12 protein-coding genes are annotated in these 15,772 nt (G+C 37.5%); 4 read left to right on the top strand and 8 right to left on the bottom strand.

All coding sequences use genetic code 11. The features are described from left to right. Positions 1-436: 436 nt before the first annotated feature. Together FEZ13_RS12665 and FEZ13_RS12660 are read right to left on the bottom strand one after the other, a co-directional pair. Positions 437-4,837 carry a S8 family peptidase gene (locus tag FEZ13_RS12665; RefSeq protein WP_146553000.1) on the bottom strand — a complete coding sequence of 1,467 codons (4,401 nt, stop codon included), beginning with the start codon at positions 4,835-4,837 and terminating at the stop codon, positions 437-439. 926 nt (positions 4,838-5,763) lie between these two features. After that, on the bottom strand, positions 5,764-6,228 hold the full coding sequence (locus tag FEZ13_RS12660; protein ID WP_146552999.1) for an IDEAL domain-containing protein: 465 nt from the start codon (positions 6,226-6,228) through the stop codon (positions 5,764-5,766). A gap of 367 nt (positions 6,229-6,595) precedes the next feature. On the opposite strand from FEZ13_RS12660, the gene FEZ13_RS12655 reads away from it, so the two are divergent. Together FEZ13_RS12655 and FEZ13_RS12650 are read left to right on the top strand one after the other, a co-directional pair. Further along, positions 6,596-8,167, top strand: a complete 1,572-nt coding sequence (locus FEZ13_RS12655) for a hypothetical protein (RefSeq protein ID WP_146552998.1) — start codon at positions 6,596-6,598, stop codon at positions 8,165-8,167. Next, the gene (locus FEZ13_RS12650) at positions 8,164-10,938 is read left to right on the top strand and encodes a DEAD/DEAH box helicase (RefSeq protein WP_255473160.1); all 2,775 of its coding nucleotides are present in this window, start codon (positions 8,164-8,166) and stop codon (positions 10,936-10,938) included. The genes FEZ13_RS12655 and FEZ13_RS12650 overlap by 4 nt, the downstream gene beginning before the upstream one ends. A 610-nt stretch (positions 10,939-11,548) precedes the next feature. Here FEZ13_RS12650 and FEZ13_RS12645 read toward each other — a convergent pair. After that, positions 11,549-12,010: a single-stranded DNA-binding protein gene (locus tag FEZ13_RS12645; protein WP_146552997.1), complete on the bottom strand. Its 462-nt coding sequence runs from the start codon at positions 12,008-12,010 to the stop codon at positions 11,549-11,551. Between the two features lie 251 nt (positions 12,011-12,261). Between FEZ13_RS12645 and FEZ13_RS12640 the strand changes: the two genes are divergently transcribed. Then, entirely contained in the window at positions 12,262-12,699 is a 438-nt protein-coding gene (locus FEZ13_RS12640; protein ID WP_146552996.1) for a YwpF family protein, read from the top strand. A 123-nt stretch (positions 12,700-12,822) separates the two neighbouring features. On the opposite strand, the gene FEZ13_RS20135 is transcribed toward FEZ13_RS12640, so the two are convergent. Further along, positions 12,823-12,954 carry a hypothetical protein gene (locus FEZ13_RS20135; RefSeq protein ID WP_255473159.1) on the bottom strand — a complete coding sequence of 44 codons (132 nt, stop codon included), beginning with the start codon at positions 12,952-12,954 and terminating at the stop codon, positions 12,823-12,825. 122 nt (positions 12,955-13,076) lie between these two features. After that, positions 13,077-13,451: a hypothetical protein gene (locus tag FEZ13_RS12635; RefSeq protein WP_146550142.1), complete on the bottom strand. Its 375-nt coding sequence runs from the start codon at positions 13,449-13,451 to the stop codon at positions 13,077-13,079. 187 nt (positions 13,452-13,638) lie between these two features. Here FEZ13_RS12635 and FEZ13_RS19605 point away from each other — a divergent pair, with 187 nt between their 5' ends. Beyond that, positions 13,639-13,812: a hypothetical protein gene (locus FEZ13_RS19605; protein ID WP_186725904.1), complete on the top strand. Its 174-nt coding sequence runs from the start codon at positions 13,639-13,641 to the stop codon at positions 13,810-13,812. A 318-nt stretch (positions 13,813-14,130) separates the two neighbouring features. Here the strand turns inward: FEZ13_RS19605 and fabZ are convergent, their stop codons facing one another. From fabZ to FEZ13_RS12620, 3 genes are read right to left on the bottom strand one after another with little or no spacing between them, the layout of a single operon-like run. Then, complete coding sequence (gene fabZ / locus FEZ13_RS12630) at positions 14,131-14,577, bottom strand: 3-hydroxyacyl-ACP dehydratase FabZ (RefSeq protein ID WP_146552995.1); 447 nt, start codon at positions 14,575-14,577, stop codon at positions 14,131-14,133. Positions 14,578-14,603: 26 nt separating this feature from the next. Then, positions 14,604-14,891, bottom strand: coding sequence for a DNA-directed RNA polymerase subunit beta (locus tag FEZ13_RS20130; RefSeq protein ID WP_255473158.1), 288 nt, complete (start codon positions 14,889-14,891; stop codon positions 14,604-14,606). A 27-nt stretch (positions 14,892-14,918) separates the two neighbouring features. Further along, complete coding sequence (locus FEZ13_RS12620) at positions 14,919-15,758, bottom strand: flagellar hook-basal body protein (RefSeq protein WP_146552994.1); 840 nt, start codon at positions 15,756-15,758, stop codon at positions 14,919-14,921. Between the last annotated feature and the right edge of the window lie 14 nt (positions 15,759-15,772).

The raw sequence follows: 15,772 nt of genomic DNA, 5'->3' as shown, positions 1-15,772 counted from the left end.
GAGAAATAGTTAGATGTGATAGTCATTCATAAAATTCCATGGATTTTTTGAAAGTTAATCAAATGAAAAGCTAGAAATCATATGTAAAAGAAAAGTGAGTTTTATTTAGATAATACTTAAAAAATTCATAAACTGTAGCTTCGACATAGTGAGAATCTTCTCCATTCCTCTCTATTGTTTGAGATCAATTGGTCTATTATTCCCAAGCAATCGATCTCTTACTTTACTTAAGTACTGATGTGGTGGGGAAGCATAAATGCAGTAAAAAGCCTCTGACTAAGCAATGAGGCCACTGAAAAAGTCAATGCATCTTCAAAAAAATGATAAAAATAATCTTTTTTAGTTCATAAAATTAAAGAAAAGATGGATTTTTATCAATGAAAATAGAGATTCTATAGTTTTTCAGTGTTCTCCTAAGCAATCAGAGGCTTTTTCATTATTTTGAAATGTTGATATAAAGTTTGCCTGCAGCTTTTTGAAGTGTTTCGTTTTTAAAGCTATCTACTGCTTTTACTTCGATAACCGCTCCATCCGCTACGGTTCCTTCTGGTACAGTCCAGTATCCTACATAATGTCCTGGTGATTCTTCGGATAGTGGTAATTCTGTTGCATTTTGTGCGGTACCGTTCACATTCGTTAACGGCATATGAATATAGAATGTTGATTTTAAATCTGGCTCGCTATCAAATGTGATTTTAACTGTTTTACCAGTTGTCAGCGTAATGTCATCCGCAGGCGTTAAATTTTCAATAACGGGTGCTGAATAATCCGCAGCGATCGAAACTTTTTTCGTTACTTTATTGCCAGCTTTATCTTTTGCCATAACTTTAATGTCGTTGACTCCCTCATCTAAAAGAATACGAAGAGTGTATTTGCCATCCGTCACTTTAGCATCTTTTCCATTTACTCGAACCCAATCAAGATTTTCGTCGTTAATGGAACCTTCAACGGTAGCCGTCTCTCGATTTGTCTTAGAACCATCTTTTGGACTATCGATGGTTAGGGATGGTTTTTTTGTATCTAGAATCACTTTGACAGATTCAGATTCACCAGTTACTTTACCGTCTAGCTTAGAGACTGCCGAGAATGTATTAGCACCTTCTTGTAATGTAGCTGGAATCGAGAATTGGCCATCATCGCCTACAACAGCTTGTCCTATTTCTTGATCGTTTTGTTTGAGCGTGATCTCAGTTGTTGGCGAAGCCGTACCTTCAACCTGAATAGCTGCTTCATTTGTCACTTTGTTTGCGGTTGGAGATGTAATGACTGGATTATTCACTTCATAGCTTACGCGTGCTCGAATCATATAGTTTCCTTCATCAGCTGGTGATTTTGACCAACTTCCTGAAACGCTTTGATAACTTCTTCCAGCATTTTGGCCGTCTTCATCGGTTGCAAGTCCTGGTGTGTTTGGATGTGCGTTTGTTTGACGATATACCATGAAGAAATCATCTTTGACAATGATATTATGCTCACTTAGATCAACAGCTGTCCATTCTCCATTTCGTAGAGCAGTCGCGTCAAAAGGACCGGCAATTTTTTTACCAGGAGTACCATCCGTTCCACCTGCATCCCATACTTCAACTTCAAATGCCGTATCACCAGGTGTTGGCCATGTTGTATCCCAGAATCGGAATACGCCATCTGTTACGATAGCTTGTTCTTTTCCTTCTGGAAGTGATATTTTCACAGCCCATGCATTGCCAGAAGCATTAAAGGCGTGTGCATTTTCTGCAGTACCATCATCGTAACCTATTTCTCCACCTGGATACGTGTAGAATGGTTTTAGACTGACATTCTTTGTTGTCGCTTCTGTACCGATCGTAACAGGTATTTCTTGGCTATGATAGCCACGAGCAACTATTTTTAATGTGTAATCTCCATGATAGGCATTTAAAGAGTAATTGCCTTCAGCATCTGTAGTTACAGGCGTGATATTCGCATCTTCTTCAAGTAGAATGGTCGCACCTTCTACGCCTTCTCCTGTAGACTCATCTGTTATTTTGCCACTCACTGTGTTTTGAGCGATTTCTTCTAGTGTGAAGTTGGCTGTTGTCGTTTCATCTGCCCTGATTGTGACGGATTGCTGTTTCGATTTGAATCCATAAGCTTCCGCTTTCGCAGTAAAAGTACCTGCACTGTTTTTCAATGAATAAGATCCAGTAGCCGGATCGGAATAAACAGAACGATTCGATTCAAGAATATTTATTTGTGCCCCTAATGGTAGGAGTGTTGGGTTTACGACCTTTTCTTCTTTAGGTGCAGATTCTTTTTTAGGTAATACTGGTGTAATTTTTTTCGGATCGACAGCTTCTTTTTTCGCTTCTTTATCTGTTCCTTTTCCATTAATAATACTTATTGCTTTGTCCTTCCCTTTTGTCGCTTTACCAGTTTGGGAAACATCTGCTAGTGCTACATCATCAATATACCAACCATCTTTGACGATGCTAGAATCTGAAAATGCATTAAAGCCGATGTAAATACGTTGACCAGTATATGCAGATAGATCCACCTCTGCATTTTCCCAACTAGTTGACGTACCGGAGACTGTCAGCAACTGTGTCCAATCTTCTTTATTTGTCGATACAAAGACATTGCCATAATCATATGCTCTACCAGAAGATGATTTTTCAAAATTATACCATTGCTTGAATTGCAAATAAGCATTGCCTTCTGGCAAATCGATAGGAGGCATTACTAATGTTGCGTTCATATTGTTTGCATAATTTCCTTCTAAATTGGTTGCATATACTTTTTCACCAGATGCTGCATTCCCTGGACCAGAAGTTGGTTTTCCCCATTCCCAGCTATCTTCGTTGCCAAATGATGTCCAACCGATTGGTTGGGACTCCAAATCTTCAAAATAGCCAACTGTAATGCCTGGTTTTACCTTTACAGTGTATTCATCACTTACCACTTCATTGTTTCCAAAGTCATTAATGACCCATTTGTACTTGAAATCACCGACTGCGATTTGTTCACCCGGAACGGTAACACTAAACTCACCTGATTTATAATCGCCTGATTTACGGCTTGCATCGATACTTTGCCATTCCCCATCAGTATCCTTATATTTCAAGACGACAGATGAGATGCTGATATTGTCAGTGACAGAAGCTGTCAGTTCAAAATCCATACCTGCATAAGTTTCTTTTGGCGCTGTATGTGTTAATATTGGTGCTTCGTTATCTTCACCTTGTTTTGTCACTTGACCTTGCAAAGTACCAAGACCTGAAGCAATCGAAGATACAGCTTGATACGCATCTACTAAACCATAGCCATAGCCATGATTAGGCGTTTGCGGATACTGGGAGTCTGTTAAAGGTGTTGCTGTATCGATGAGGATTTGCTCCATTTCATCAACAGTTAAGCTTGCATTCACCTGACGAAGAAGAGCTGCTACACCAGAGACGGCAGGCCCCGCCATTGATGTACCATTCCATCCCCCTTCATATGCACTGCCCGGTACAGATGAACGAATATTAACACCTGGAGCGGAAATATCAGGTTTGATTTCATCATATGGTGATGGGCCTCGTAAAGAAAAACTTGCTACTGTATTGTTAATATCAATTGCACCAGTGGCAAAGCTTTCAGGATAATTTGCTGGTGCTGCAACAGATCCAGGGCCACCTGGATTGGTTAAAGTCGTGTTGCCCGCAGAGAATTCAGGGAAAATTTCAGCTGCGCGCCAGTTTCGTACAACATCACGATACCATTCATCAAGCCCTGGGCCTCCTCCCCATGAATTATTGACAACGTCTGGTGCCAGATCAACGCGTGCGTTACCACTTGAATCTGTAGGCGCCAATATCCATTGTGCAGCTTCTAAAAGATCTGTATCCGTTCCACCATCTTCCGTAAATGCTTTGACAGAAATGAATTTTGCACCTGGGGCAACACCGATTTGGTTAGAGCCATTTGGTTCACTCCCTACCATTGTTCCAGTTACATGTGTTCCATGTCCAATATCATCATATGGTGTAGCTCGTCCAGCTGAGGTTGCATCAAACCAGTTAAAATCATTCGAAACTTGTCCGGTTGAAGCATTGTAGCCGCGATATTTTTGTTTAAGTGCGGGGTGATCCCATTGAACACCTGTATCAATAGTTGCCACGACAGTTCCAGTTCCATCTATCCCCAGCTCCCATGCTTCTGGAGCCTTCACTCGCTCGACATTCCATTCGATACTTGAAGTTTTAGCCTTTTCCTCTGAGGCGCTTTTAGATTTTTTATCCGTAGCTGTTTTTGTTGCTACTGATTTCGTTTTTGAAACCTCTTCTGTACTTGTTTTCGTTGTATAGAGCTGGCGTGTTTCATTTGGCAATACTTTTTCGACCTCATCGAAAGTGGCAACTTTTTCAGCCACTTCTTTTGTAGCTGTAACAGCTATTCCATTTACGATGAAATAAGATTCAATGTCTTTTGCATTGCCTTTATCTACTTCCTTTTCAAGGTATTGCTTTACGGATTCCTGTGATTCAAGTGATGTTGCCTTCAAATCTGATACCACTGCAGAGCGCTGCACAAATTTTGTTTGTTGTGCTGACAATTTGTTCTTCTCTGCATTTTTTCTAGCTTCTGTAGCTATTTTTCCAACAGATGCTTTTTCTTTGAATTTGATCAAGAAAGTTAATTTTTCATCATCTTTAAAGTCTTCAAGGAGTCTACTACTTACTTTGTTTTTTACAACAATCGCATTTTGACTGGAGTCACTGAAAGACTGGTAAAGATCATTCGTTTTTGCTCCTGCAATATTTGGTGAAATTAGTGAAAGTGCTATAAGCGCAGATGTCGCAATACTAAATGCTTTGACAAAACCTTCTTTCTTTCTCATTTACATTCCTCCCTTTTCCTTTTTTAGATACTACCATTTCCAGCACAGCGGAAATTTAAGTAAAAAATAATCGAAAGAAAAAACCTTTCCTCCTTTCCTAAAATGGCATTTAGGTAACAGAATCAAAGGTGCTCTAAAAAATCTCTAGTTGTTATAGTTACTATAAATTAACAGAAATGAAAATTTTGCTATAGTGTGTCGATTTTTTTAACTATTCTAAAAATTAATACTTATATCCTAATTTCAAAAGGGACTTTAGTAATTAAATGAACAAAATAGAGGTCTTTGAAAAATCTATTAGTATGTGCAAAACTCTTGATATCACTGGAATTATGGGGATTATGAATAATTATCATAAAAAACTATGACTCTACTATTGATCAAAAAATGCGCATTTTATCTCATTAAATGGAAAGATAAAGGGCTATATATTAGATTTATAGTTTATAAATAAGGTCAATAGAACTAGTTTAATAGATAAAGTGAAGCTTCCATCAGTGGGGGTTTTCTTCATCTCTCACTGAAAGAATCAACGTAAGATGGAATGTTTATTTTTAGAAAAAAATTGAGTAAATATAATTTTTACCAACATAGGTAAATACGGGTGCATATTTTTATAAAAACAGGATTAAATATTCATTTTTATATTTTAGAAAGTATTGATATGTGTCTTTTTAATGTACTCCAATTCTTATTTGTGTCGAAATTGAGTCGAACGTTAGGATTTTGGAGATATATTTACAGGCGTGTTATTAGGAAAAAGTCAGCATTCTACGATAGGCAATTGTTTATTGAAGATAAGGTGAAATTTCAGGGATGTTATTTTAAGATATTGTTTGATTTTAAATGAGAAGATGATGATGGGCAAAAACAAAGCACCTAATCATACAATTGATGAAAAGGTGCTTTCTATGAGTGCTGCATGTTCAATTTCTTAAGTCCTCCGTAGGTTTTAAATCTTCGGTGAGTTTGTAAAATAATTCTTTATCTCTTTGCTCTAAAGCTTGATCAATCAGTCGTAAACGATTAGAATCTTCTAGTTCTACAATTAGTAAGTCTGTCTCTGATGGTGCTTCTAAAAGTTGTTCGCCAGATTTCAATTCAAGTTCGTCTAGAATAAGTTCTAGGTGATCATGAATATTTGAAACTAAGAGTAATTGATATAATGGCAATCGGATAAAACGAGTTCCTTTTTGGAATACGAAAACTTCAGACAGGTTTTCAATTTGTAATGACGTTAAATTAATCACTATTTCTTTTCCTTCTACAGGGATGAAATGAAATAGTTCTTCATCCTTTACAATGGTGAAGTATTGATAGGCAAAAACCATTTTAAGTCGTGCCCCATCTCGTTTCGTGTAGAATGGTTCCATTCTTTTCACTTCTAACATACAAGCTCCCTCCTTTGAAGGAATATTCTGATTATTAATATAATATCATGAAATACTGATAATTGACACAAAAATATTTCTCGCCTTTTCTAAACATTCCCACAATCTTTATCAATCCCACCCACAGTTTTTTCGAGCTTGCTCTTTTAGCCCCGATTTTTATTGTTTCAACAAGCTTTTGTACAACAGGATATGGATTAAAATCGCATTCATCCCTCCATCTCTAGAGGTAGATGTCTCCTTAGTGAATCAAGATAAAATTTGCTCATATATGAAAGCTTTATCGTGAAAAATTTCCTTTTGCATTTACGAATGGTATCAAAAAGATTTATAATGAAAGGAAAGTTTTTTTGCAGGAGCGAATGATATGAATACGAATATTTCTGATATTGCCAAAAGTTACGAGGATTTTATTCGCAATCAAATGGCTCAAATAAGTTTAGATCTTCACACAACAAACACTGAAGATGATGAATTGGTGAGACGTGCTGCATTTTTAGCTCGTCATAACTATGTGAAAATTAGTACTTATAGTGAAGAACGTAACGTCATCTCATTCGTAGTTCAAGATGCAACACCTACGAGCGTAACCCTTCATATAAACACAAGCAATCTAACTTGCGATTGTCCAAAAGAACATTGGTGCCGTCATAAGTTGGCGGCCTTGTTTGTTCTATATCAATATATTGATTCCTTATCCACATGGCTTGAGGGATTTCGTGCGAAAAAGATGGTACAGATGAACTTTTTAAAAGATGAGCGATCTCCTGAGTCTTGGTTGCGACTTGTGCAAAATATTTATAAAGCAAATTTATACAATCAACCCGTGCTGAATCCTTATCTTGTAGAGAGCATTTTCTCTGATATGCAAAGGCAAGTTTTCCAGCATACTCCATTCGAACACGAGTGGCAAAACTTGTATAAGTTATTCACCCATATGGCATTATTGTCTCATACTTGGAAGCATTTGACACCAACGAATGAGTCTTATAGAACCTATTACAATCAATTTATCGAACATGAAGCGGAAAAAGTGAAAGAACATATTCGATTGACTTCTTCAAAGTCCCGTCTTTTTGCTACAGATCCTTTCTATGATACATTACAAAAAATTGTTAATTATTTTCTGTTACATCAAACGGGTTATTTTGAACAACGTTTATATATTTATACTTTTTTCTGGGAGTCTATGTTCAACGAAAAATCTCGACGTCAATCGGAACTAGCTTTGATCGAAAATGATCGCCATATTGCAGATGATGTCAAATTAGAAAGTATTAAATCTATGTTTTTAATCATGTTGAAAAAATACGATGAACTTGAGCATAAGCTTGCGGAGATCAACGAAGCAGATATGCTTGTCTGGATGGATTTGGCACGTTTTGCAGATCGCAATGAGGATAATCAGGCACTTTCAATGATTGTACGCGCAATGCTTCCTTGTTTAAATCCGTTCATCAATACCTGGTTATCAACTCGGTATCGCTCAGCATTTGTCAACGCTTTCAATAAATTATGTTCAAAAGTCCATCTTAATGACCAAGAAGCTGAAGTTTTATTTTCCGCCTTTGGTATGTACGGTATGCAACCCTATTCTCTATTTTTAATAGAACGTGGTCGTTACACAGAGTGGGCAGCACTTCATCATCGTTTTCCTTCATCATTAGCCTATTTAGAACTGTGTGGTTTAAAAACTGTATTTGAAAAAAAACCAGATGCTCTTTTACCTTTATATCACGCTCTTGCTATGTCCGAATTAAATCAAAAATCGCGGCAACATTATAAACAAGCTGTACGTGTTTGGAAAAAGATGAAAACTGCTGCAAAAAAAAGTGGAAAAACGGAATTTTGGAATCATTACGTTGATCAGACTCGTCAACAATATAAACGTCTTCGTGCATTACAAGAAGAAATTGAGAAAGGAAACTTGAAGCTATGACAATGAATGCAAATGTACCGGATACCTTCTTGAAAACCATCCAACTTAGCATAGAAACTGAAACAGGACAATCCTTCACTTTGCAAGCACACGAGCAAAATGGCACACCTATACTTGTGACAGAATGGCTTACCTTTCTTTTTTTCCAATATGAACCCGCTTTTTATGGGCTTACTGCAAACCATTCATCTTTTCATGTTACTCTTTCACCACTTGAAATGGTGGAGTTATTTTCCGAAAAGCAAAAGCATCCATTTATTACTTATGTCGGAATCGACGAAAATGCGAGCCATTGGCTAGAAGCTGCTTTTCATTCTTCTACCTATTGGTATAGCAAAGATTTATGGCAACATATCCAAATCGACAATGATGCTTTTATACTAGATCTACCAATTGATGAACTAACGGAAAATCTACTTCAAATGGCACTTATTCAAAAGTTACTGGAAGCAGGACTCACTATTCATGATATACCACCATTGCTTCCATTTTTCCGTAATGGCGGTTGGCCTATTCAGTCGAAAATCGTAGATGATGAAATCTATGTGGGCTTGCGCTTACGTGAGCCTGCAGAAGATCAAGATGAATGGTTTCTCGAAACAGTGGTTCGCAATAAGAAAAGTTCTACTTATTGGACACCTCCTATGCGAAAACGCAAGCTTCCAATTGACTATGCATTGCCAGAAAAGTGGAAACATCATGTTGAAGGCATCAAACAATTACAACAACAGATTATCGAATTATTGCATACAAGGGATTACATGGAGGACACAGATCCAAACTATTTTCTTTCATTGCATTTGAAAGACCCTGATGTTCGCGAATTTTTACGCACAGATTTCGTTCGTTTGCAAGCGCTTGGTTTTGAAATTGTACTCCCTGCATGGCTCAAAAATATAAAAGACTCTCGTATCAAGGTCCGTGCCAGTGCAAGTACTGCATCAAATTATAAATCTGCGGCAGGTTTACAAGAAATTTTAACATTTGACTGGAAATTATCCTTAAATGGTCAAGACATATCAATCGAAGAATTTCAGCAAATGGTCAATGATAGTCGCGAATTTATCCGTGCTGGTACGGAATGGGTAAAAGTAGATGCAGCTTGGATGCAGGAAATTCGACAATTGATGGACAAAGCAGAAAATGAAAATTGGACGATTCGAGATTTGTTATTCCAAGAGTTACCGGAAGAACTCACCGCTCCAATTGAAGAGGAAAATGATGAGGATCGTGACGACCCTTTCTTCCAATTTGAAATGCAAAAATCTTTGCGGGATTACGTACAAACATTGGTTGATAAGAAGGGAATGCCTGCCATAAAGGTTTCTGATCACCTAAAGGCCTCTTTGCGTCCTTATCAACAGGAAGGCTTTGAATGGCTCGTCTTCATGCGTGGACAAAACTTCGGTGCTTGCCTTGCTGATGATATGGGGCTTGGGAAGACGGTCCAGCTTATTTCTTACTTACTACATGTATATGATGCTGAAATAGATGCACCACCTACTCTAATCATTTGCCCTACATCTGTACTGGGAAACTGGCAAAAAGAATTGGAACGTTTTGCTCCATCCTTGAAAGTGTATCTGCACTATGGATCGAACCGTCTAAAAGATGAAAATTTTGATGCCTATCTTCATAAAGAAAAGCCTCAAGTGGTTTTATCTACTTATGGCACTATTACACAAGATATTGACATGCTCGAACATCGGAGTTGGACAAATATTACGCTTGATGAGGCCCAAAATATTAAAAATATGCATACCAAACAATCAAAAGCCATTAGACGATTACATGGGAAGCATCATATTGCCTTAACAGGGACACCTGTTGAAAATCGTTTATCTGAGCTCTGGGCTATTTTTGACTTTATCTACAGAGGTTATCTTGGTAGCTTTTCCCGCTTCCAAGAGGAATTCATCGCACCGATTGAACGTGATGACTCGGAAAATCATAAGATACGATTAAGAAAAAAAATTCAGCCATTTTTATTGCGCCGTACAAAACAAAATCCAGCCCTTATGTTAAATCTACCGGATAAACTTGAACAACGGGAATATTGTCCACTTACTGAAGAGCAAGCCGTTCTGTATGAAAGTTTTATACAAGAAACTTTGCAAAAGCTGAAAACATTATCTGGTTTTGAACGAAAAGGTCTTATATTGAAAATGTTGAGCAAGCTGAAACAGCTTTGTAATCATCCAGCTCTCTATTTGAAAGAGCCATTTGAAGGCTCTGAGGAGATGCTGAAACGTTCGGAAAAACTAGATCGGATCGTGACACTTGCTGCCGATATTGCCAACAATCAGGAACAATGCTTAATCTTCACGCAATATATTGGAATGGGGCATCTATTGCAACATTGCTTCTCTGAGCTTTACGATATTGATGCACCATTCTTGACAGGCAGTATGCCAAAACAACAGCGTGATTATTTCGTTGAATCCTTTCAAAAAGGTGAGTTTCCCATTTTCATCTTGTCCTTAAAAGCAGGAGGAACAGGTTTAAACTTAACTGCTGCAAACCATGTACTTCATGCCGATCGTTGGTGGAATCCAGCAGTAGAAAACCAAGCTACAGACCGCGCATATCGTATTGGTCAAACTCAATTTGTGCATGTTCATAAATTCATCACAACAGGAACTATAGAAGAAAAAATCGATACACTGCTTTCTGAAAAACAAGCATTATCAGAAGAATTGATTCAATCTAGTCAATGGATTACAGAACTGAAAGATGAAGAAATCATGGATTTACTTTCATTTAGTTTTTAGAACTCATTGAGTTGGCTGGATATTGTTTTTTCTTCATGAATGGTCGTTGTGAATAAGACTTAAGTTTTTCCCTTCGTGGATACAGTTTGATTTTCCGTGGATTGGATGAAGGTTTTCATGGATTGGATACAATTTTGCGTGGATTAGGCGTTATTTCCCGTGGATTAAACTGCATTTCCCGTGGATAGTGGATAAAGGAAATTTTCATAGATTCTTTTCTTCGCAATCTAAAAAGTGTCCTGAAGGATGAAAATTCCTTTGGGACACTTCTTTAAATTTAATTGTTATGTACAGATAAAGCCATACTAATGATGGCTTCATCCGCTGTCTTCCCCATAGACAGTAAAAATATACCTTTTCCCATTCAGCTTTTATATAGTATATCCCCATATACTGTTATTGTTATTTTTAACCTTTACTAATGGATTCGTTATGTATGTGTTATGCATAACGAATTTTTGCTATTTAGGCGGCCATTTTGAATTGTTCCAGTGGATGATCGACTTGGTTAAATTTTATTTGGATCAATTCATCAAACCCATTGGTGCGGTCTTCCCAATAGGACCGGCTGTCATCACATAATCCTCACTTCTTCACACCACGAAAAACTTTATCTTATTGGCAACCCTTGTACTTCTTCTTTTGGTAATGCAAAGCCTGCAGGTATTTCTTGCGTTTGTTCAGAAGTATTCTGCGAAGTTGGCTGCTTTGATCCATCCGAATTGTTATGTTTTTGAATTGCCTTATCCTCACGTTCTTTTAATACTAAGAAACGAACATCTTCTACAACTACCTCGATAACAAATATTCTTTTTCCATCCTCACGCTCATAAGATCTTGTTTGCAGTCGGCCACCAACCCCAATTAATGAGCCTTTCCCGCAATACTTTACTACATTTGTAGCGAGCTTTCCCCAAACAGAACAGGGCATGAAATCAGCATCAATCTCACCATTTAAATTTTTATAATTTCGATTGATAGCAAGGATAAAATTTGTTTGCACCCTCCCTTCCGATAGTTGCCGTAATTCTGGATCTTTTGTAATTCTTCCTACAAGAGCAACCTGATTCAAGCGATCACCTCCTCTCCTTTGAAGTATCCCTATCATAGGAAAATTACAAGTTTTGTGCAAAATCACGAAATAGCGATTTTATATTGATTTTTGAATATGAAATTGCATTTTGAAAATGCCTAATTTTGAACAAATCGCGTCATTCCTTGTTTTCTTAATTTTCAAAAAGCATGTGAAATATTATTTTAGCTGATTTTTTATATGATATAATTAATTTACGAAATTCGTCGAAAGATAGGTGATCCCGTTCAGTGAAGACATTTAAAATGTTATCGTTGGAACTATTGAAAGATGAAAAATTACAATCATATCCATTAACCGATGGAATTATTATCAATCAAGAAAATAGCCATAAGTCTTGGATTTTAGAAATGTATATGGATCGACAATATGCCGCTGATTTTGTCCCATATTTAGGTACTGATACTATAATAAATGTCCGTGCCGTTATTTCTTATCCAGATAATGAACCTGCGCCTTTTCGTGTTGTTGTTCAAGACATTGTAGAAATGCCAGATCATGAGCATGTTTCAGTTTTATTAAAAGGAACGTTAGATTCAGGACGACGACAATATGCTGAACAATTACTTTTAGAACTTGTTGAAAAAGGTTTAACAGGTGATGATCTACTCGAAAAATTCAAATCGGATATGCGTGCTAGACCTCGATTGAGAAATTCCACAAAGTAAAACTTCCTTCAAGGAATTTTTTTCATTCTCTAATAGGAATTAGTTGAGCTTATTGAGAGTTGTTTTTTCACCAATCTTCTGTTTTTGAGGATCTTGATGCGTGAAATTACAACTTTATGTGGGTTAAAGTGAAACTCCATCAGTGGGGTTTTCTTCATCCTCCACTGATGGAGAAAAACTCAGGTTAAAGGCGCCTCGTCCTGTGGCAACACCTGAGGGACCAACATCCTGCCCGCCCGAACCAATCGGACGCATGCGGCAGTTGATCCTCCATCTATCTTTCTCTCTATATCTTGAGATGGGGATCTTATTGCCCGTTAAATCCGAATAACTAAAAAACTTGGCACACCTTTTAACAAGGATATGCCAAGTTGCTATTATTTGTTGTCATCTTTTTCATGATGAACATCGTAACCATTTGAAGCTTTATCATCAACAATGGTTCGATCTTCAACAACAGTATCATTATCTGGTGTAACATCATTGACGCCACGTTTAACATCTTCTGTTACATCATTGACGCCTTTTTCAATGTCATTTACACCCTCATTGATACCTCGTTCAACTGGATGATTGACGCTGTCGTTTACGCCATCTTCAGTTATACCATCGTCATCGTTTACCCCTTCGTTAACACCTCTGTTAACATCCTCCATAGGTGTTTCGGTACGAGTATCCTCGACTGCTTTATTGTTACATCCAACCAATAAGAGTCCAGAAAAAAGTAAGATTGCAGCTGACTGCTTCCACATTTTTTTGTTTTCCTCCTTCCACCATTTTTAAACCACTACACACTGTGTGCGATTCAAAAATAGCATGCGCGAAAAAAAAGAAACTATCCTTGAGATTAAAAAATGATTTTGGCTTGTTTGGGGATAATAAAATGAAATACCAGGCGTGTTGATTATCCAATTTAATCCATAAAAATAAGGGGATTCGTTGATTTCCGCTGCGGCTTGCACGACTCATGCGGGCGAACGCTGGGGGCAACAGGATGTTGGTCACGGAGTCGTTGCCACAGGACGTGGCGCCCTTAGACTCCGTTCCTTAATCGCTACGCTGTGGGGTCTCATCTATTCGCTTTTCCCGCGGGACATTGAGTTTACTTCCTGAATCCACACCGCACGAAGGAAATGCGTATGCATTTTCGAGGACTTGAGCAAGCCGCAGCGAAGATCTATATAAATATTCCTAAAAATACAGGGTTTTTCAAAATTACGCTAAACGAGTATTCCTAATTTTTGTAAAATCAACACATGTGATGAAATACATCATTTTTTGACCTTACCCTTACCAAGGTTGTATCCTTTTTAAATCGTGTTCTTTTGTAGGATTTTCCATCAGTAAAAAGCGACAACAGCATAATTAAACAAGATCTAAAATGAAAAACCACTTCAGACTAGTATGTCCGAAATGGTTTGTTTTAGAGATTTATTTGTCTTCGTTTTGTTGAGCTGGTCCAATGGCAAATAGAATATCGGCTTCACTGACAAGCTCGCCATCTACTGTTACTTTCCCATGACCTTTGCCCATCACTCCACGAAGTTTTGTGAATTCAACTTCAATTTGGAGTTGATCTCCAGGGATTACTTGACGTTTGAAACGTGCATGATCAACACCTGTCAAAAATGCTAAATGGCCTTGAAATTTTTCCGATTTCAAGAGCGCTACGCCACCAACTTGCGCCATTGCTTCAATAATTAGTACACCCGGCATGACTGGATAACCAGGAAAATGACCGGTAAAGAATGGTTCATTGATAGAAACGTTTTTTATCCCTACAGCTCGTTTACCTTCTTCTATTTCAGTAATACGATCTACTAAAAGAAAAGGATAACGATGCGGTAATATTTGTTGAATTTGATCTGCAGTTAGCATGTTCTTCCTCCTACTGCTTATATGGATTATTTGCCATTCATAATATCAAACACATGTTGCCATGTTGATGGATTGAAAACAGCTAGAGGCTTGCCATTTCCAATTATGCTATACCCAACCATAGAGCCAGTAATCGCGACAACGACAAGTAAAACAACAACAATGATAAGCTTAAAACTGATTGATAATATTCCCGTTGTCATCCAATTTCTTCCTACACGTTCATTTACTACTTTTCTATTCTGCTTGGCTTCTTGGCGAGTACGTGGTGAAGATTGGTTTTCAGTTTTCTTTTGTGTTGAATTATTTGCCATTACTTGTTCTCCTCTATAAACAATTACTTATCTTACTCCGTTAACGAGCCCCATCATTTGATCGGCCATTGTGATCGTTCGTGCATTGAATTGATAGGAGCGTTGTGTATTGATAAGCTCTGTCATTTCTTTTGAAATATCCACATTAGACATTTCAAGACCACCATTTTGCATGGCTACTTGGTTTCGATTTGCACCTTGCAAGTTTTGTAAAACATCGGCTTGTGCAACACCAAGTTGATTGAAATTATCAGGTAATCCAATGTACGTATCCGAGATGTGCTCCATTAGCTGAGGCTTTTTAATCTGTGTGACACCCATTTGAATGTTAGCGCTTGTATTATCATTATACCGAACATTTAGTGTTCCGTCTGCTGTAACAGCAAAGTCTTTCGCATCATCTTTTAATACAATAGCATTACCATTAGCATCTGCAACTGGATAACCGTCCCCATTGACTAGCATTACATTACCATTATTTAATGGGGAAAGATAAAAATTACCTTGTCTTGTATAAACCGTTTTTGTACCATTATTATCATCCGGCATTAATATATTAAAATATTGTTTTTCTTTTGTAAAAGTGAAATCGAGTGAACGATTCGTTTGTTGAATGCCACCCTGTTTTGAGTTTATTTGTGCTTGTGCCAGACGAGCACCAACCCCGATTCGGATACCAACTGGTGATTGACGTTTTGTTTTATCTTGTTTATCATTTTTAAATTCTTGGTACAGTAACTCACCAAACTTAGCTTCTTTCGCTTTGAATCCATGTGTATTACTATTTGCCATATTATTACCAATGGTATCTAATTGCTGTTGTAGCTGGGACATTGTATTTGCTGCTGAAACCATAGTACGTATCATTCAGTATACCTCCT

Origin of the sequence: Rummeliibacillus sp. SL167, assembly GCF_007896505.1 — a bacterium.
GTDB lineage: Bacteria > Bacillota > Bacilli > Bacillales_A > Planococcaceae > Rummeliibacillus > Rummeliibacillus suwonensis.
The sequence above is the reverse complement of the archived record's forward strand: the minus strand, read 5'-3'. Positions and strand labels throughout refer to the sequence as shown.